The organism is Saccharothrix sp. DSM 118769, from assembly GCF_052936295.1.
This window is the reverse complement of the sequence record NZ_CP193627.1, coordinates 6012647-6033460: the sequence shown is the minus strand read 5'-3', so window position 1 is coordinate 6033460 and position 20814 is coordinate 6012647. Positions and strand designations below refer to the sequence as shown.

Here is a 20814-nt window from a genome sequence, read left to right as displayed (position 1 = left end):
TGGTTCGTTCCTCGCGCGTTCTTCGCACCCGGATTACCGCGGAGTTCCGGTGATCCGGACGCCCGTCGATACGTTTCGGCACGTGGCTGGAGAAGCGCAACGAGAACCACGTGGTACCGATCCCGTCGCGATCGTCGGGCTCGCCTGCCGGTTGCCCGGCGCGGACGGGCCCTCGGACTTCTGGCGGCTGCTGAGCGAGGGGCGCGACGCGATCACCGACGCGCCCGCCGACCGGTGGCGCGACGCGCCCGTGCGGGTGCGCCGCGGCGGGTTCCTCGACGACGTCGCGGGCTTCGACGCCGGGTTCTTCCGGCTCACCCCGCGCGAGGCCGCCTCGACCGACCCGCAGCAGCGCCTGGTGCTGGAGCTGGGCTGGGAGGCGCTGGAGCACGCCGGCCTCGTGCCCGCCGCGCTGCGCGGCACCGACGTGGGCGTGTTCATCGGCGCGACCGCCGACGACTACGCGCGCCTCACCGACCGCGCCGGCCCCGACGCGGTCACCCCGCACACCCTGGCCGGCCTGAACCGGGCGCTGCTGGCGAACCGGCTGTCCTACCTGCTGGGCGCGCGGGGCCCCAGCGCCACCGTCGACACCGGCCAGTCGTCGTCGCTGGTGGCGGTGCACCTGGCGGCGCAGAGCGTGCGCTCCGGCGAGTCGGAGCTGGCCGTCGCGGGCGGGGTGCAGCTCAACCTGGCGGGCACGTCGACCGTCGCCGCCGAGCGGTTCGGCGCGCTGTCCCCGGACGGCCGGTGCCGCGTGTTCGACGCCCGCGCCAACGGTTACGTGCGCGGTGAGGGCGGAGCGGTCGTGGTGCTCAAGCCCCTGGCGCGGGCCCTGGCCGACGGCGACGAGGTGTGGGCGGTCCTGCGCGGCGGCGCGGTCAACAACGACGGCGGGGGAGCGGGGCTGACCACGCCCGACGCGGACGCCCAGCGCGCCGTGGTCACCACCGCGCACGCCGCCGCCGGGATCGGGCCGGACCAGGTGCAGTACGTGGAGCTGCACGGCACCGGGACCCGCGTCGGCGACCCCGTGGAGGCACGCGCCCTGGGCGCCGCGATCGGCGCGCACCGCCCGGCGGACCGCCCCCTGCTGGTCGGCTCGGTGAAGACGAACGTCGGCCACCTGGAGGGCGCGGCGGGCGTCACCGGCCTGCTGAAGGTCGTGCTGGCGCTGCACGCCGGCCTGCTCCCGGCGAGCCCGGGGCACGAGGAGCCGAACCCTGACATCGCGTTCGACGAGTGGCGGCTGCGCGTGCACGACCGCCTGTCACCGTGGCCGCGCCCGGACGAGCCGCTGATCGCGGGCGTCAGCTCCTTCGGCATGGGCGGCACCAACTGCCACCTGGTCCTGGCCGCGGCCCCCGGACCGCGCGGGGCGGGGACCGGGGACACCGCCCACCCGCCGGCGCTCGTGGGCGGCCCCCTGGCGTTCCCGCTCTCCGCGCCCGACGACGACGGCCTGCGCGCGCAGGCGGCACGGCTCGCCGACTGGGTGCGCGAGCGCCCCGACGCCGCGCCCGCCGACCTAGCGCACTCCCTCGCCGCCACCCGCACCGCGTTCACCCGGCGGGCCGTCGTGGTCGCGGGGGAGCGCGGCGCCCTCCTCGGTCGCCTCGACGCGCTCGCCGTCGACGAGCCCGCCGCCGGGCTTGTGACCGGCTCGGCCGGGGACGGGGTGCTCGCCGCGCTGTTCACCGGCCAGGGCGCGCAGCGGCTCGGCGCGGGGCGCGAGCTGCACGCCGCCCACCCGGTGTTCGCCGCCGCCTTCGACGAGGTCTGCGCCCACCTCGACCCGCTGCTCGACCGGCCCCTGCGCGACGTCGCCTGGGGCACCTCCGCCGAGGACCTGGACGACACCGCCTACGCGCAGCCCGCCCTGTTCGCCGTGGAGGTCGCGCTGCACCGGCTGGTCACCGCGCTCGGCGTGCGCCCCGCCCTGCTGCTCGGCCACTCCGTCGGCGAGCTGGCCGCCGCGCACGTCGCGGGCGTGCTGACCCTGCCCGACGCGGCCACCCTCGTCGTCGCGCGCGGCAGGCTCATGGGCGCGCTGCCGCCGGGCGGCGCGATGGCCGCCGTCGAGGCCACCGAGGACGAGGTGCTCACCGACCTCGCCAACCTCGCCGACCTCGCCGGTCGGGTGGGCGTCGCCGCGGTCAACGGTCCCCGCGCCGTCGTCGTCTCCGGTGACGCCGACGCGGTGGACGCGCTGGTCCAACGCCTGCGCGCCAGGGGCCGCCGCACCCGCGGGCTGCGGGTCAGCCACGCCTTCCACTCGCACCGCATGGACCCGGTGCTCGACGAGTTCCGCGCCGTGGCCCGTTCCCTGTCCTACGCCGAGCCCGCCGTTCCCGTCGTCTCCAACGTCACCGGTCGCCCCGCCCGCCCGGGGGAGCTGACCGATCCCGAGTACTGGGTGCGGCACATCCGCGGGACCGTCCGCTTCGGCGACGGCGCGCGGCGGCTCGCCGAAGCCGGGGTCACCGCCCACCTGGAGCTGGGCCCGGACGCGGTGCTCGCGCCCGCGGTCCGCGCCGCCGTCCCCGGTGACGCCTTCGCCGCCGCCCTGCGCCGCGACCGCCCCGAGCCCACCGCGCTCGTCGAGGCGCTGGCGACCCTGCACGCCGCGGGCGTGGCCGTCGACCTCGCCGCCCTGACCGGCGGTCACCGCGTGCCGCTGCCCACCTACGCGTTCCGCCGCCGCAGGCACTGGCTGCCCGATCCCGCCGACTCCTCCGCCCCGGCCGACCCGACCGCCCCGGCCGGTGAACTCCTGCCCGAGCAGCCCCGGCAGTCCGCCGAACCGCAGCGGCCCGAACCGCAGCGGCCCGAAGCCCGGCGGCCCGACACCCTGCGCCTGGTCCGCGTGCACACCGCCGCCGTCCTCGGCCTGGACACCGCCGCCGGGATCGTCCCCGACCGGTCGTTCCGCGACCTCGGCGTCACCTCCGCCACGGGCGTCGAGCTGCGCGACCGGCTCGCCACCGCCCTGGACCGGGCACTGCCCGAAACCCTCGTCTACGACCACCCCACCCCCGCCGCCCTCGCCGCGCACCTCGCCGAAAGCGGCGCGGACGACGACCCGGACGACACGACCCCCGGGACCCCGCGCGCGGCCCTCGACGACGACCCGGTCGTCATCGTCGGCATGGCCTGCCGCTTCCCCGGCGGCGTCCGCGCCCCGGAGGACCTGTGGCGCGTCGTCGCCGACGGGGTCGACGCCATCGGTCCGTTCCCCACCGACCGGGGCTGGGACACCGACCGCCTCCGCGACCCCGACCGCCCCGACGCCACCCCCGTCGACGAGGGCGGCTTCCTGTCCGGCGTCACCGGCTTCGACGCCGCGTTCTTCGGCGTCAACCCGCGCGAGGCCGCCGCGATGGACCCCCAGCAGCGGCTGTTGCTGGAGACCTCCTGGGAGGCGCTGGAACGCGCGGGCGTCGACCCCGCGTCCCTGCGCGGCACCGACACCGGCGTCTTCGTCGGCACCACCTACCAGGAGTACGGCCCCCGCCTCGGCGAGCCCGGCCAGGGCTCCGCCGGCTACCGCTTCACCGGCACCACCCCCAGCGTCGCGTCCGGCCGCATCGCCTACGTCCTGGGCCTGCACGGCCCGGCGATCACCCTGGACACCGCCTGCTCGGCGTCCCTGGTCGCCGTGCACACCGCCTCGGCGGCCCTGCGCTCCGGCGAGTGCTCCCTGGCGCTGGCGGGCGGCGCGACGGTCATGCCCACCCCCGGCGTGTTCGCCGAGCTCGGCCGCCTCGGCGGCCTGTCGCCGCGCGGTCGCTCCAGGGCGTTCTCCGCCGACGCCGACGGCACCGGCTGGGCCGAGGGCGCGGGCGTGCTCGTCCTGGAGCGCCTGTCCGACGCGCGCCGCCACGGCCACCCCGTGCTCGCCGTCGTGCGCGGCAGCGCCGTCAACTCCGACGGCGCGTCCAACGGCCTCACCGCACCCAACGGCGCGGCGCAGCGGCAGGTCATCCGCCGCGCCCTCGCCGCGGCCCGCCTGTCGCCCGCCGACGTGGACGCCGTCGAGGCGCACGGCACCGGCACCCGGCTCGGCGACCCCATCGAGGCCGCCGCCCTGATCGCCACCTACGGCCAGGACCGCGACACCCCGCTGTGGTTGGGCTCGGTCAAGTCCAACATCGGCCACACCCAGGCCGCCGCGGGCGTCGCGGGCGTGATCAAGGTCGTGCAGGCCATGCGGCACGGCGTCCTGCCCCGCAGCCTGCACGCCGCCGAACCCACCCCGCGCGTCGACTGGGACGCCGGGGCGGTCCGGCTGCTCACCGCGGCCGTCGACTGGCCGCGCGACCCCGACCGGCCGCGCCGCGCCGGCGTCTCCTCCTTCGGCATCTCCGGCACCAACGCCCACCTGCTGCTGGAGGAACCCCCGCCCGCCGACCCAGACGAGCCCGCGGCGGACGTCGACGGCCCGGTGATGTGGCCGCTGTCCGCCGCGACCCCCGAGGCGCTGGCCGCCCAGGCCGACCGGCTGGGCGAGCACCTCGACGCCCACCCCGGCCTGCCCGCGGCCGACGTCGCCTGGTCCCTGCTGCACACCCGCACCCCGTTCCCGCACCGCGCCGTGGTCACCGCCGGCGACCGCGCTGCCCTGACCGCCCTCGCGGGCACCGCGCCCACGACCGCCGCCACCGGCACCGCCACCGACCCCGGCGGCGTCGTGTTCGTCTTCCCCGGCCACGGTTCCCAGTGGCCCGGCATGGTCGCCGACCTCTACGCGGAGGAACCCGCCTTCGCCGCCCGGTTGCGTGAGTGCGCCGCCGCCGTCGACCCCCTGGTCGACTGGTCCCTGCTGGACACCGCGCTCGACCGGCCCGGCGCGGCCGACCGCGAGACCTCCGACGTGGCGCAGCCCGTGCTGTTCGCCGTCATGGTGTCGCTGGCTGCGCTGTGGGAGGCGCACGGCGTGCGGCCCTCGGCCGTCGTCGGCCACTCCCAGGGCGAGCTGGCCGCGGCCTGCGTCGCCGGGGCGCTGACCCTGGCCGACGCCGCGCGGGTCGTGGTGCGCCGCAGCCGCGTCTACGCGGAACTGCTCACCGGCCGCGGCACGATGGCCGCCGTCGAGCTGTCCGCCGCCGACACCCGCGCCCGCATCGCCGACCGCGCCGCCCGGCTGGAGGTCGCGGTGGTCAACGGCCCGCTCGCGGTCACCGTCGGCGGCGAGCCCGACGAGGTGGACCGGTTCGTCGCGGGCTGCAAGGAGGACGGCGTCCGCGCCAGGGTCGTGGTCCGGGCGGGCGCGTCGCACTGCGCGATCGTCGAACCGCTGCGCGAACCGCTGCTCGCCGCCCTGGCGGGCATCGCCCACCACCCGCCCACCGTGCCGTTCTACTCCGCGATCACCGGCTCCCGCCTCGACGAGCTGGGCGACGACCACTGGTTCCGCAACGTCCGGGAGCCCGTGGACTTCCAGGCCGCGGTCACCGCCCTGCTGGCCGACGGGCACGGCGCGTTCGTCGAGTGCGCCCCGCACCCGGTGCTGGCCGCCGCGGTGCTGGACACCGCGGACGCCACCGGGTACCGACCCGCCGTGCTCGCCACGCTGCGCCGGGGCGAAGGAGGCCGGGCGCGGTTCCGCCGCTCCCTGGCCGAGGCCCACGTCCGCGGCGTCGCCGTCGACTGGGACGTCACCCTGCCCGGGGCGCGCCGCGCCGACCTGCCCACCTACCCGTTCCAGCACCGCCACCACTGGCTCACCGCCGGCTCCGGGACGCCCGACGTCTCGGCCGCGGGCCTCACCCCGGCCGGGCACCCGCTGCTCGGCGCGGTCGTCGCCGACCTGGGCGGCGACCGGGTCGAGCTGACCGGCCGCGTCACCGCGAACGCCCCGTCGTGGGTCGCCGACCACGCCGCGTCCGGCACCGCCCTGCTGCCCGGCACGGCGTTCGTGGAACTGGCGCTGCGCGCGGGTGACGAGATCGGCGCGCCCCACCTGGCCGAGCTGACCGTCGAACGGCCCCTGCCGCTGCCCGCGGGCCGCCCTGTGCTGCTGCGCGTGGTCGTGGAACGCGACGGCGGCGCGGTCGCCGTGCACGCCCGCCCCGAGGACGGCTCCGGCCCGTGGACCCGGCACGCCTCGGGCACCCTCACCGCCCAGCCGGCCCCGCCCGACGACGAGGCGGGCGACTGGCCGCCGTCGGGCGCGGAACCCGTGGACGTCAGCGGCTTCTACGCCGACCGGGAGCGCGACGGCTACGGCTACGGCCCGGCCTTCCGGGGACTGCGCGCCGCCTGGCGGCACGGCGACGAGATGTGCGCTGACGTCGCCCTGGACCCCTCCCGGCACGCCGAGGCGCGCGGTTTCACCGTGCACCCGGCCCTGCTGGACGCCGCCCTGCACGCCGAGCTGCTGCGCGCACCCGCCGAGCCGGGCGTGCTGCGGCTGCCGTTCGCCTGGACCGGCGTGTCGGTGCCGGCGGCGGGCGCGACCGCGCTGCGCGTGCGGGTGCGCCCCGCGGGCGGTGAGGCCGTGCGGCTGACCGCCACCGACGACACCGGCCACGTCGTCGCCGTCGTCGAGTCCCTGCTGTTCCGGCCCGTGCGCCCGGCCGACCTCACCGCGGGGCCCACCGGCGGCGGCGCGCTCTACGGCCTGGACTGGCGGCCCCCGGCGGCCGCCGCAGGGAGCACCCCTACAGGGAGCACCCCCGTCGGGAGCACCCCCGTCGGGAGCACCCCCGTCGGGAGCACCGCCGTCGCGGTGCTGGAGCCGCCCTCCGGCGCACCGGCCGCCACCGTGCTGGCCGCCCTCCAGCGGCACCTGGCCGACGGCCGGCCCGAACCGCTCGCCGTGGTCACCAGGGGCGGCGTCGCCACCCGGGACGCCGCCGAGGTCACCGATACCGCGCACGGCGCCGCCCGCGGCCTGGTCCGCTCCGCGCAGGCCGAGTTCCCGGGTCGCTTCCTGCTCCTGGACGCCGACCCGTCAGCGGACCCGTCAACCGACGCCGACGCCGTGCGCCGCGCCGTCGCGGCCCTGGCCGCCGCCGGGGAGGACCAGGGAGCGCTGCGCGGCGGCGACCTGCTGGTGCCCAGGCTGACGCCCGTCGCGGGTGCCGCGCCGCCCGTCCTCGACCCCGAGGGCGTCGTGCTGGTCACCGGCGGCACCGGGGCCCTCGGCGGCGGTCTGGCCCGCCACCTGGTCACCCGGCACGGCGTCCGGCACCTCCTGCTCGTCTCCCGACGCGGTCCCGACGCGCCGGGAGCCGCCGAGCTGTGCGCCGACCTCGCCGAGGCGGGCGCGCGCGCCACCGCCGTCGCCTGCGACACCGCCGACCGCGCCGCGCTCGCCGCCCTGCTCGACGGGCTCGACCGGCCGCTCACCGCCGTGCTGCACCTGGCCGCCGCCGGTGACGACGCGCCCCTGGAGGAGCTGACCGCCGACCGCCTGGCCGCCGTGCTGCGGCCCAAGGTCGACGGCGCGCGGCACCTCGACGAGCTGACCCGCGACCAGCCGCTGCGCGCGTTCGCGCTGTTCTCCTCGGCCGTCGGCGTCCTCGGGACCCCGGCGCAGGCCGCCTACGCCGCCGCCAACGCCCACCTCGACGCCCTCGCCCAGCGCCGCCGCGCCCGAGGCGTGCCCGCGGTGTCCCTGGCGTGGGGACTGTGGGACCTGGACAGCGGCCTGGGCGCGCTCGACGCGCGCGACCTCGCGCGCCTCTCCCGCGCCGGGCTGGCCCCGATGTCCGCCGACGACGGGTGGGCACTGCTGGACAGCGCGCTGGGCGCGGACCGGGCGCTGCTCGTGCCCGCCGCGCTGGACCTGCCCGCGCTGCGGGAGCGCGCCCGGCGCGGCGACGTGCCACCGCTGTTGCGCGGCCTCGTCCGGGGACCCACCCGCACCGCCGCGGGCGCCGGTCGCGCCCCGGGGACCGGGTACGCGGCCAGGCTGACCGCACTGTCCGCCGCCGACCGGGACCGGGAACTGCTCGCCCTGGTCCGCGGCCACGCCGCCGCCGTGCTCGGCCACGACCCCGCCGACACCGCGGCCGTCGACCCCGAGCGGGCGTTCCGCGAATCCGGCCTCGACTCGCTGACCGTGGTCGAGCTGCGCAACCGGCTCGGCGCGGCCACCGGCCTCACGCTGCCCGCGACCCTCCTGTTCGACCACCCCACGCCCGCGGCGCTGGCCGCGCGCCTGCGCACCCTCCTGCTCGGCGGGGCGGAGCACGTCACCGCGACCACCCGCACCCGTCCCACCGACGACCCGATCGCCGTGGTCGCGCTGGCCTGCCGCTTCCCCGGCGGCATCACCGGCCCGGAAGACCTGTGGCGGCTGGTCGACGAGGGCGGCGAGGCCATCGGCGACTTCCCGGCCGACCGGGGCTGGGACACCGCCGCCCTGTTCGACCCCGACCCGGCGCGGCGCGGGCGGTCCGCCACCCGGCGCGGCGGCTTCCTGCACGACGCGGGCGAGTTCGACGCGGACCTGTTCGGCATCAACCCGCGCGAGGCGCTGGCGATGGACCCGCAGCAGCGGCTGCTGCTGGAGACCTCCTGGGAGACCTGGGAGCGTGCGGGCATCCCCCTGGCCGAGGTGCGCGGCAGCCGTACCGGCGTGTTCCTCGGCGTGGCCTACCACGACTACGCGGTGCGCGCCGCCGAGGTGCCCGAGGGCGTCGAGGGCTACCTGATGACCGGCTCGGCGGGCAGCGTCGCGTCCGGTCGCGTCGCCTACGCGTTCGGCCTGAACGGGCCCGCGCTCACCGTGGACACGGCGTGCTCGTCGTCGCTGGTGGCGCTGCACCTGGCGGTGCAGTCGCTGCGGCGCGGCGAGTCGGACCTGGCGCTCGCGGGCGGGGTCAGCGTCATGTCCACCCCCACCACGTTCGTCGAGTTCTCCCGCCAGCAGGGCCTGGCCGTGGACGGTCGGTGCAAGTCCTACGGCGAGGGTGCGGACGGCACGGGCTGGTCGGAGGGTGTGGGGGTGCTGTTGCTGGAGCGGTTGTCCGACGCCCGCCGCAACGGCCACCCGGTCGTGGGCCTGGTGCGCGGCACGGCGATCAACCAGGACGGCGCGTCCAACGGCCTGACCGCCCCCTCCGGCCTCGCCCAGGAGCGGGTCATCCGGGAGGCGTGGGCCGACGCGGGCACCACAGCGTCCGAAGTGGACTTCGTCGAGGGGCACGGTACCGGCACCCGGCTCGGCGACCCGATCGAGGCGGGTGCGCTGCTGGCGACCTACGGGCAGGACCGCGACACGCCGCTGTGGTTGGGTTCGGTCAAGTCCAACATCGGCCACACGCAGGCCGCCGCGGGTGTCGCCGGGATCGCCAAGGCGCTCCAGGCGATGCGGCACGACCGCCTGCCGCGCACCCTGCACGCCGACACGCCGACGCCCGAGGTCGACTGGTCCTCCGGCGCGGTCCGGCTGCTGCGGGAACCCGTGCCCTGGCCGCGCACGGCGGGCAGGCCGCGTCGGGCGGGTGTGTCGTCGTTCGGGATCTCGGGCACCAACGCCCACGTGATCATCGAGGAGGCGCCGGAGGTCGAGTCCGGACCGGGGGTTCCGCGTCCTGTCGGGGTGCCGGTGCCGGTATCGGTGCCGGTGGTGCTCTCGGCGGCGACGCCGGGCGGGTTGCGGGGGCAGGTCACGCGGTTGCGCGCCCACTTGGCCGATCACGACCTGCTCGACACCGCCTACAGCCTCGCCACCACCCGCTCACCGCTGCCGCGCCGCATCGCGGTCGCGGGCCGCGACACCGCCGAGGTGCTCGCCGCGCTCGACACCGCGGTGCCCGAGCAGGCCGCCGCCCGCCGCCTGGGGTTCGTGTTCTCCGGGCAGGGTGCGCAGTGGGCCGGCATGGGGACGGCCCTGGGCTTCGCCGCCGAAGGGGACCTGGACCGCACGGAGTTCGCGCAGCCGGCGTTGTTCGGGTTCGAGGTCGCGCTGTTCCACCGGTTGCGCTCCTGGGGTGTACGGCCGGACGTCGTCGCCGGGCACTCGATCGGTGAGATCGCCGCCGCGCACGTCGCCGGGGTGCTCGACCTGGACGACGCGTGGGCGCTGGTCCGGGCGCGCGGCAGGCTCATGCAGGCCCTCCCGCCGGGCGGCGCGATGGTCGCCGTGGAAGCAGGGGAGGACCTGGTCCGGCCGCTGCTGCGCGACGGCGTGTCGGTCGCCGCCGTCAACGGGCCGCGGGCGGTCGTGCTCTCCGGCCCGGAGGACGCCGTCACCGCCGTGCTCGCCGGCTTGAACGGGTACCGGCACAAGAGGTTGGCCGTTTCCCACGCCTTCCACTCCGCCCTCGTGGAACCGATGCTGGACGACTACCGGCGCGTCGTCTCGGGGCTGGTGCTGCGCGAACCCGTGCTGCCCCTGGTGTCCGGCCTCACCGGCCGCCTCGTCGGGCCGGGGGAGGTCACCGACCCGGAGTACTGGGTGCGGCAGGTCCGCGAACCCGTCCGGTTCGCCGACGCCGTCACCGCCACCGCCGCCGACCTGCTGGTGGAGATCGGTCCGGACGCCGTCCTCGCGCCGGTGGTCACCGACCGGCCGGTGGTGGTGCTGGACCGCCGTGGCGGTGACGAGGCCGCCCTGCTCACCGCCGGGGTCGCGCGCCTGGCCGCGCTGGGCGTGCCGGTCGACTGGGAGGCGTTCTTCGACGGCACCGGCGCACGCCGCGTCGACCTGCCCACCTACGCCTTCGACCACCGGCACTACTGGATCGCCGACGGCGCGTCGCCGGTGCTCCGACCGGACCCGCCCGCCGAACCCGTCCCGCCCGTCGACCTGGCCGCGCTCGCCGACGCGGACCTGCTCGACGTGGTGTGCGCGCAGACCGCCGCCGTCCTCGGCCGCGGTGACGCGGAGGTCGACCCGCACCGGGCGTTCCGCGAGCTGGGCTTCGACTCGCTGACCGCGGTCGAGCTGCGCAACCGGCTCGTCACCCTGTCCGGCCTGGACCTGCCGCCGACGCTCGTCTTCGACCACCCCACCCCCGACGCGCTCGCCGAGCACCTGCGCGACCGGCTGCGCCCCGACGACACCTCGCTGGAGGAGCTGTTCGCGCTCGTCGACGGCGAACTCGGCCCGGAGGAGAGCGACCACCGATGACCACCCCAGCCGAGCAGAAGCTGGCCGCGTACCTCAAGCGCGCCACCACCGAACTGCGCCGCACCCGGGAGCGCCTCGCCCGCCTGGAGGCCGCCGACGACCCGATCGCCGTCGTGTCCGCGGCCTGCCGCTACCCCGGCGGTGTCCGCGCGCCGGAGGACCTGTGGGCGTTGCTGGACGGGGGGCGGGACGCGATCGGCGACTTCCCGACCGACCGGGGCTGGGACCTCGACGGCCTCGCCACCACCTCCGACACCCGCCGCGGCGGGTTCCTCGACGACGCGGGCGACTTCGACCCGGCGTTCTTCGGCATGTCCGCCCGCGAGGCGCTGGCCGCCGACCCGCAGCAGCGGCTGCTGCTGGAGACCGCCTGGGAGGCGGCGGAACGCGCCCGCCTCGACCCGTCCTCCCTGCGCGGCACCCGCACCGGGGTGTTCGCGGGTTTCGCGGGGCAGACCTACACCGACATGGACCGCGGCGCGGAGGAGCTGCGCGGCTACCTGCTCACCGGTAGCGCCGCCAGCGTCGCCTCCGGCCGCGTCGCCTACGCGCTGGGCCTGCACGGGCCCGCGCTCACCGTGGACACGGCGTGCTCGTCGTCGCTGGTGGCGCTGCACCTGGCGGTCCGGTCACTGCGGTCGGGGGAGTGCGACCTGGCGTTCGCGGGCGGGGTGACCGTCATGTCCAGCGCCGGCGCGTGGGTCGAGTTCTCGCACCAGCAGGGCCTCGCGGTGGACGGTCGGTGCAAGTCCTACGGCGAGGGTGCGGACGGCACGGGCTGGTCGGAGGGTGTGGGGGTGCTGTTGCTGGAGCGGTTGTCCGACGCCCGCCGCAACGGCCACCCCGTCCTGGGTTTGGTGCGCGGCACGGCCGTCAACTCCGACGGCGCGTCCAACGGGCTCACCGCGCCCAACGGCCCCGCCCAGGAGCGCGTCATCCGGGAGGCGTGGGCCGACGCGCGGGTGACACCGTCCGAAGTGGACCTCGTGGAGGGGCACGGTACCGGCACCCGGCTCGGCGACCCGATCGAGGCGGGTGCGCTGCTGGCGACCTACGGGCAGGACCGCGACACCCCGTTGTGGCTGGGGTCGCTGAAGTCCAACCTCGGCCACACCTCCGCCGCGGCGGGCGTCGGCGGTGTGCTCAAGGTGCTGCTCGCCCTGGCGCACGAACGGGTGCCGCGCACCCTGCACGCCGAGCAGCCCACCTCCGCCGTCGACTGGACCGCGGGCGCGGTGCGGCTCGCCACCACCGAGCAGCCCTGGCCGCGCACGGCGGGCAGGCCGCGTCGGGCGGGTGTGTCGTCGTTCGGGATCTCGGGCACCAACGCGCACGTGATCATCGAGGAGGCGCCGGAGGTCGAGGCCGAGCAGGAGGTTTCCCGTCCTGCCGGGGTGCCGGTGCCGGTGGTGCTGTCGGCGGCCACGTCGGGCGGGTTGCGGGGGCAGGTCGCGCGGTTGCGCGCCCACCTCGCCGACCACGACCCTGCCGACCACGACCTGCTCGACACCGCCTACAGCCTCGCCACCACGCGTGCCACCCTGCCCCACCGGCTCGCCGTCACCGGCCGCACCCGCGACGAGGTGCTGGCCGCCCTCGACACCGCCGAGGAGCTCCGCCCCGTCACCCGCAGCCGCCTGGGGTTCGTGTTCTCCGGGCAGGGCGCGCAGTGGTCAGGCATGGGGGCGGCCCTGGGGTTCACCGCCGAGGGTGACCTCGACCGCACGGAGTTCGCGCAGCCGGCGTTGTTCGGGTTCGAGGTCGCGCTGTTCCACCGGTTGCTGTCCTGGGGCGTGCGACCCACCGCGGTCGCGGGCCACTCGATCGGCGAGATCGCCGCCGCGCACGTCGCCGGCGTGCTCGACCTGGACGACGCGTGGGCGCTGGTCCGGGCGCGCGGCAGGCTCATGCAGGCCCTCCCGCCCGGTGGGGCGATGGTTGCGGTGCGCGCCCCCGAGGAAGCGGTGCTGCCGCTGCTGCGCGACGACGTGTCGATCGCCGCCGTCAACGGGCCGCGGGCGGTCGTGCTCTCCGGCCCGGAGGACGCCCTCTCCGCCGTGCTCGCCGACCTGGACGGCTACCGGCACAAGAGGTTGGCCGTCTCCCACGCCTTCCACTCCGCCCTCATGGAACCGATGCTGGACGACTACCGGCGCGTGGTGGCCGGGTTGACCCTGCGCGAACCCGTGCTGCCCCTGGTGTCCGGCCTCACCGGCAAGGCCGTCAGCCCCGGCGAGGTCACCGACCCGGAGTACTGGGTGCGGCAGGTCCGCGAACCCGTCCGGTTCGCCGACGCCGTCACCGCGCTGCGCGCCGACGTGCTCGCCGAGATCGGCCCCGACGCCGTCCTGGCCCCGGCGATCAGCGACACCCCCGTCGTGGTGCTGGACCGCCGTGGCGGTGACGAGGCCGCCCTGCTCACCGCCGGGGTCGCGCGCCTGGCCGCGCTCGGCGTGCCGGTCGACTGGGAGGCGTTCTTCGACGGCACCGGCGCACGCCGCGTCGACCTGCCCACCTACGCCTTCGACCACCAGCGCTACTGGCAGCACACCACCGCCTCCGGCGACCGGGGCACCGGACACCCGCTGCTGACCGGCGCGGTCACCGACGCCGACGACCGCGTCACGCTCACCGGCCGCCTCGTCCGCGCCGACCACCCCTGGCTCGCCACCGACCGGGTGCCCGCGACCACCTGGGTCGAGGCCGCCCTGCGCGCCGCCGACGAGTCCGGCTGCACCACCGTCGACCGGCTCGACGTGGACGTGCCCCTCGACCTGCCGGCCGGTCGCGCGGTCGACCTGCTGGTCACCGTCGACCCGGCCGACGCCGACGGCCGCCGCGCCGCCCGCCTGCACGCCCGACCCGGCGACCTCGGCGCGTGGACCCGCCACGCCCACGCCGTCCTGAGCCCCACCGCCGCACCCGCCACCCCTGCCGCCGCCGTCCCGGACGGCGAGGGGGAGCCCGTCACCACCGACGACACCGGCGCGTACCTGCTGCACCCCGCGCTGCTCGCCGACACCCTCGGCGACCGCACCCGCTGGCGCGGCGTCCGCGTCCACGCCTCCGGGGCCCGCTCCCTGCGCGTCCACCTCGACGGCGACCGGCTCACCGCCACCGACCCGACCGGGCACGTCGTCGTCGAGGCCGCCTCGGTGACCGCGTCCGCCGCAGTGACCGCGTCCGCCACGGTGACCCCGGTCGTGCCGCCCGGCGACCTCTACCACGTCACCTGGGAACCCGTGCTGCTGCCGCCCGGCGACCACCCCGCCCCGGCCGTGCACCGCGTGACCGACCCCGGCTCCGGCCACGAGACCCTCACCGCCGCCCAGCGGTGGCTCACCGGCGACGACCCCCGCCCGCTGGTCGTGCTCACCCGCGACGCGGTCGGCCCGCACGGCGCGGTCGCCCCCGTCTGGGGCCTGCTGCGCTCCGCCCAGTCCGAGCACCCCAGCCGGTTCGTGCTCCTCGACAGCGACCACGACGACGTGCCGCCCGACGTGCTCGCCGCCGCCGCGGCCTCCGGTGAACCCCAGCTGGCGCTGCGCGCGGGCCGCGCCACCACGCCCCGCCTCGCGCCCCTGCCCGCCGGTCCCGCCACCGGCGGCTGGCCGTCGCACGGCACCGTCCTCGTCACCGGCGGCACCGGCGCCCTCGGCGCGCTGGTCGCCCGCCACCTGGCCGGCCGCCACGGCGTGCGGCACCTGCTGCTGACCAGCAGGCGCGGCCCGGACGCACCCGGCGCGGCCGACCTCGTCGCCGAACTCGCCTCGCTCGGCTGCCGCGCCACCACCGCGGCGTGCGACGTCGCCGACCGGGACGCCCTGGCCGCCGTCCTCGCGGACGTCGAACCACCCCTCACCGGCGTCGTGCACGCCGCGGGAGCCCTGGACGACGGCGCGTTCACCGCACTGACCCCCGCGCGACTGGCGACCGCGGCCCGGCCCAAGCTGCTCGCCGCCCACCACCTGCACGAGCTGACCCGTGACGCGGACCTCCGCGCGTTCGTGGTGTTCTCCTCCATCGCCGGTGTCCTCGGCGGACCCGGCCAGGGCAACTACGCCGCCGCCAACGCCGGGCTGGACGCCCTCGCCGAGCACCGCGCCGCCCTCGGCCTGCCCGCCACCTCCGTCGCCTGGGGCCCGTGGGCCGTGGACGGTGGCGGCATGGCCGCCGCGGGCGACCTGCGCAGGGTGCGCCGCGAGGGGTTCGGCGCGCTCACCGCCGACCGCGGCACGGCCCTGCTGGACGCCGCCGTCGCCGCGGGCCACCCCGTCACCGTCGCCTGCCCGATCGACCTGGCCGCGGTGCGCGCCCAACCCCGCACCGCGCCGCTGCTGCGCGGCCTCGCCCGCCGGGGCGACCGCCCCGCCGCCGCCGAACTCGCCGAGCGCGCGGACGACCTCGCCGGCCGGCTCGCCGCGCTGCCCGCCGACCGCCGCCTCGACCACCTGCTCACCGTCGTCCTCGACCGGGTCGCCCGGCAGCTCGGCCGTCCCGCCGACGAGGTGCCCGCCGACACCGCGTTCCCCGCCCTCGGCTTCGACTCGCTCAGCTCCGTGGAACTGCGCAACGCCCTGGACACCGCCACCGGCCTGCGGCTGCCCCCGACGCTCGTCTTCGACCACCCCACGCCCGCCCTGGTCGCCGACCACCTCCTCACCGCCCTCACCGGCGCCGCCGCACGCGGAGGCGACCAGGTCGACCCGGAGGCGGACGTGGTGCTGCCCGACGACATCCGCCCCGCCGCCGAGGTCACCACCCACGCCCCCGACCCGCGGCACGTGCTGCTCACCGGCGCCACCGGCTTCCTCGGCGCTTTCCTGCTGCGCGACCTCCTGCGCGAGACCACCGCCACCGTGCACTGCCTGGTCCGCGCCGACGACCCCGACCGGGCGCTGCGCAGGCTGCGCGACAACCTCGCCTGGTACGAGCTGGACCTCGACCTGTCCCGGGTCCGCGCCGTGCCCGGCGACCTCGCCGCGCCCCGGCTCGGCCTCACCGAGGACGACTTCGACGCCCTCGCCCGCACCGCCGACCTCGTCGTGCACTCCGGGGCCCGGGTCAACTGGCTCCAGCCCTACGAGGCCCTGCGCGCCGCCAACGTCGGCGGCACCACCGAGGTGCTGCGGCTGGCCGCGCGGCACCGCACCGTCCCCGTCCACCACGTCTCCACCACCGGCGTGTTCGCCCGCCCGGTCGCCCCCGGCACACCGCTGCGGCCCGAGGACCCGACCGGTCCGCCCGCGCTGCTGCGCACCGGCTACACCCGCAGCAAGTGGGTCGCGGAACAGGTCGTCGGCCTGGCCCGCGACCGCGGGCTGCCCGTCGTGGTGCACCGGGTCGACCTGGTCTCCGGCGACCGCGCCACCGGCGCCTGCCAGACCCGCGACTTCGTCTGGCTCAGCGTCAAGGGGATGCTCCAGGCCCGTGCCGTCCCCGCCGACGTGGGCGGCCGGTTCCAGTTCGTGCCCGTGGACTACGTCAGCGCCGCCGTGGTCGCCCTCACCCGCCGCACCGACGCGGCGGGCCGCACCTTCCACCTCTCCGGCCGCGGCGCCATCGGCTTCGCCGGGATCGTCGCGCACCTGAGGTCGTTCGGCCGTGAACTGGCCGAGGTGGACCGCGTCACCTGGCGCGCCCGGATCACCGCCGATCCCGGCAACGCGCTGCTCCCGCTGCTGGAGTCGTTCGACGCCGCCTCCGCGGGCGGCGCGGACCTCTACCTGCCGGTCGACAGCTCCGCCACGGACGCCGCCACCGGCCTGGAGCGGCCCGAGCCCACCGCCGAGCTGATCCGCACCTACCACGACTTCTTCACCCGGGCGGGCTACTTCCCACGGTGAGCGCCCCGCCCCGAGCACCCCGAAAGAGGACCTCCATGATCACCCCCACCGAGCGCCTCGCCCGGCTCCACGAGGTGCCGCTGGACGGGCGCGCCCTCGCCCTGGACGACATCGTCGACATCGCCCGGAAACCGGGCACGCGCACCGTCGTCCTCGACGAGGGAGCCGTCCGGCGCATCGACGAGTCCAACGCCATGAAGCACCGCCTCATCGACTCCGGAACCCCCATCTACGGGGTCACCTCCGGGTTCGGCGACAGCAACCGCAGGCAGGTGTCCAAGCGCAAGACCGCCGCCCTCCAGGACAACCTCGTGCGGTTCCTGTCCGCCGGCGTCGGCCCGCGGGCCGCCCCCGACGTCGTGCGCGCCACCATGGTCGTGCGCGCCAACTGCCTGGCCCTGGGGCACTCCGGCGTGCGCCCCGAACTGGTCTCCGCCCTCATCGACATGATCAACGCCGACGTGCTGCCGCTGATCCCCGAGCGCGGCACCGTCGGCGCCAGCGGCGACCTGGTGCCGCTGAGCTACCTCGCCGCCGCGCTGACCGGCCACGGCCGCGTGCTGCACCGGGGCGAGGAGAAGAGCGCCGGCACCGCCCTCGCCGACGCCCGGATCACCCCGCTGGTGCTGGAGGCCAAGGAGGGCCTGGCGCTGGTCAACGGCACCTCGTTCATGGCGGGCTTCGCCGTGCTGGCCCTGCACGACGCAGCCGAGATCGCGTTCGCCGCCGACCTGTGCACCGCCATGACCAGCCAGGTGCTGCTGGGCAACCCCGGGCACTTCGCGCCGTTCCTGTTCGACGCCAAACCCCACGAGGGCGTGCTGGACAGCGCCGCCGTGATCCGCTCCGCCCTGCTCGGCGATATCGGCGCCGACAACGGCGTCCGCCGCACCGACGACGACTTCGCCGAGCTGGAGCGGCCCATCCAGGACCCGTACTCGATCCGTTGCGCCCCGCACGTCACCGGCGTGCTGCGCGACACCGCCACCTGGGCGCGGCACTGGCTGGCGGTGGAGGTCAACTCCGCCAACGACAACCCGCTGTTCGACGTGCCCGAGGGCAGGGTCCGCAGCGGCGGCAACTTCTACGGCGGCCACGTCGCGCAGGCCATGGACGCGCTCAAGACCGCGGTGGCCGGCGTCGGCGACCTGCTCGACCGGCAGCTGGAGCTGGTCGTGGACGAGAAGTTCAACAACGGCCTCACCCCCAACCTCATCCCCAGGCTCGGCCCCGACGACTACGAGGCGGGGTTGTTCCACGGTTTCAAGGGGATGCAGATCGTGGCGTCCTCGCTGGCCGCCGAAGCGCTCAAGTGGACGATGCCCGCCGCGTCGTTCTCCCGCTCCACCGAGGCGCACAACCAGGACAAGGTCAGCATGGGCACCATCGCCGCCCGCGACGCCCGGTCCGTGGTGGAGCTGGTGCAGCGCATCGCGGCCATCCACCTCATCGCGCTGTGCCAGGCCGCGGACCTGCGCGGCCTGGACGCGCTCAGCGCACCCACCGCCGCCGCGCACGAGGCCGTGCGCGAGGTGTGCGGGTTCCTCGACCACGACCGGCCCCTGGACGCCGACATCGAGCGCGTCGCCACCCTCATCGCCGGCGGCGGGCTGCGCCTGGCCGTGGAGCGGCACACCGCCGCGGTGGCCCGATGACGGGGGCGGTGGCGGCCACCGCCCGGCTCACCCGCTCCAGGCTCCCGGACGGCAGCGAGGTGCTCGGCTGCGACGAACCGCTGGCCGACCACCTGCCGACCCTCGCCCACTCGCTGCGCCACTGGGCCGCCGCCACCCCCGGCGCGGTGCTGGCCGCGGAGCGGGCCGGTGACGGCTGGCGCGAGCTGACCTACGCCGAGGCCGCCACCGGGGCCGCCGCGCTCGGCCAGGCCCTGCTGGACCGCGGGCTGGGCCCGGACGCCCCGCTGCTCGTGCTGTCCGGCAACTCCCTGGACCACCTGCTGCTCACCCTGGCGTGCCACCTCACCGGGGTGCCGGTCGTGCCGGTCAGCGCCGCCTACTCGCTGCGCGCCACCGGCCACGCCCGGCTGCGCGCCATCGCCCGGCTCGTCCGCCCCGGCCTGGTCCACGCCGACGACGGCCACCGGTTCGCCGCGGCGCTGGCCGCCGTCGACGCGCCCGCCGTCGTCTCCCGAGGGCCGGGCCCCGCCCTGGCGGACCTGCGCGCCACCACGCCCACCGACGACGTGGAGCGCGCGTTCGCCGCGCTGACCCCCGACACCACGGCGAAGGTGCTGTTCACCTCCGGCTCCACCGGGACGCCCAAGGGCGTGCTCAACACCCACCGGATGCTGTGCGCGAACCAGCAGATGCTGCGCCAGGTCTGGCCGTTCCTGGCGGCCGGACCGCCCGCGCTCACCGACTGGCTGCCGTGGAGCCACACGTTCGGCGGCAACCACAACCTCAACCTGGCCCTCACCAACGGCGGGAGCCTGCACGTCGACGACGGCTCCCCGCTGCCCGGGGCGTTCGACCGCACCGTCGAGGCGCTGTGCTCGGTGCCCCCCACGGTGTGCGTCAACGTGCCGGCGGGGTACGCGCAGCTCGTGCAGCGCTTCACCGCCGACCCGGCGCTGGCCGAACGCGCCCTGTCCAGGGTGGAGGTCATCCTGTACGCGGGCGCCGACCTGCCGGACGAGCTGCGGACCGCGCTGAGCGCGGTGGCCCGCCGCGCGACCGGCCGCGACGTGCCGGTGGTGTCCTCCTGGGGCGCCACCGAGACCGGGCCCGCAGCCACCTCCACCTACGGCGGGGCCGACCGGGGCATCGGCGTGCCGCTGCCGGGGGTGCAGGTCAAGCTGGCGCCGGTCGCGGGCAGGCTGGAGATCCGGGTGCGCAGCGCGTCGGTGACCCCCGGCTACCTGGGCGGTGTCCTCGCCGAGGCGCTCGACGAGGACGGCTTCTACCGCTCGGGCGACGCCGTCCGGCTGGTGGACGAGGACGACCCGCGCCGGGGCCTGGTGTTCGACGGCCGCATCGCCGAGGACTTCAAGCTGGCCAGCGGCACGTGGGTCGTCTCGGGCAGGCTCCGCAACCGCCTGCTGTCCGCCGCGGGCGTCCTGGCCGACGCCGTCGTGGTCGGCGACGACCGCTCCCACGTGGCCGCCATCGCGTGGCCCCACCCCGGTCGCGTGCGCGACCTGCTGGGCGAGGTCGCGGACCCGGAGACCGACCCGCTGCTGCACGCCCACCTGGCGCGGTGCCTGGCGCAGCTGAACGGGGGCGCGGGCGCGTCGGCGCGGGTCGACCGCCTGCTGGTGACCACCGCCCCACCGGACATCGACGCGGGGGAGGTGACCGACAAGGGCCAGCTCAACCGCCGGGCGGTCCTGGACCACCGGGCCGACCTGGTGGAGCTGCTCTACGCCGACCCACCGCACCCCGCGAGGGTGGTCCAGTGGGTCGCCCCGGCACGCTGACCCGCGCGGTGCGGGACACGGGCACAGCTCCGGCTGCCGCACCGACAGGTGCCTCGACCCCTTCTCGCGTGTCGCGTGGACCGGCTCTGCGCTCGCTGGGCGCCCTGTCGTGCCCCGCGATCCGCAGGGGGTCGGGTCACGCCGCCTCCGCATCGCTGCGGTCCGGTCGCGGTGTGCGCCACACGGCGTGGTGGCGTGCACGACCCGAGCCGGTCCGCACCGGCCGCCGGCGGGGCGACCGTCACCATCGTCGAACACCCCCGGAGCAGTGCTCGGAGGCTGTGTCGTGGTGCTGCACGGCAACGATGGTCACGGCAAGACGACCTGGCGTTGCGCGCCGGTGCTGTCGGTGTTCCCGGTCGCGCTCGTCCGGGCGGTGATCTTCCGGGACGACATCCCGGTGTGACCACGAGCCCGCGCCACGTCGCGCCGCGCTGTCGCCGAGG

4 protein-coding genes are annotated in these 20814 nt (G+C 77.0%); all 4 read left to right on the top strand.

Annotation, left to right across the window (positions count from 1 at the left end; genetic code table 11):
- Positions 1-82 precede the first annotated feature (82 nt).
- From ACRAKJ_RS25435 to ACRAKJ_RS25420, 4 genes are read left to right on the top strand one after another with little or no spacing between them, the layout of a single operon-like run.
- Positions 83-11086: a beta-ketoacyl synthase N-terminal-like domain-containing protein gene (locus tag ACRAKJ_RS25435; RefSeq protein ID WP_438920808.1), complete on the top strand. Its 11004-nt coding sequence runs from the start codon at positions 83-85 to the stop codon at positions 11084-11086.
- The gene (locus ACRAKJ_RS25430) at positions 11083-16932 is read left to right on the top strand and encodes a thioester reductase domain-containing protein (RefSeq protein WP_447008691.1); all 5850 of its coding nucleotides are present in this window, start codon (positions 11083-11085) and stop codon (positions 16930-16932) included. The genes ACRAKJ_RS25435 and ACRAKJ_RS25430 overlap by 4 nt, the downstream gene beginning before the upstream one ends.
- 35 nt (positions 16933-16967) lie before the next feature.
- Positions 16968-18587, top strand: coding sequence for an aromatic amino acid lyase (locus ACRAKJ_RS25425; RefSeq protein ID WP_438920809.1), 1620 nt, complete (start codon positions 16968-16970; stop codon positions 18585-18587).
- Positions 18584-20368 carry an AMP-binding protein gene (locus tag ACRAKJ_RS25420; RefSeq protein WP_438920810.1) on the top strand — a complete coding sequence of 595 codons (1785 nt, stop codon included), beginning with the start codon at positions 18584-18586 and terminating at the stop codon, positions 20366-20368. Before ACRAKJ_RS25425 ends, ACRAKJ_RS25420 begins: the two co-directional genes overlap by 4 nt.
- Positions 20369-20814 lie beyond the last annotated feature (446 nt).

What these genes read in the sequence shown, in the direction of transcription:
- ACRAKJ_RS25425 (WP_438920809.1), top strand. Translation starts at nt 16,968, where the DNA reads ATGATCACCCCCACCGAGCGCCTCGCCCGGCTCCACGAGGTGCCGCTG.
- ACRAKJ_RS25430 (WP_447008691.1), top strand. Translation starts at nt 11,083, where the DNA reads ATGACCACCCCAGCCGAGCAGAAGCTGGCCGCGTACCTCAAGCGCGCC.
- ACRAKJ_RS25420 (WP_438920810.1), top strand. Translation starts at nt 18,584, where the DNA reads ATGACGGGGGCGGTGGCGGCCACCGCCCGGCTCACCCGCTCCAGGCTC.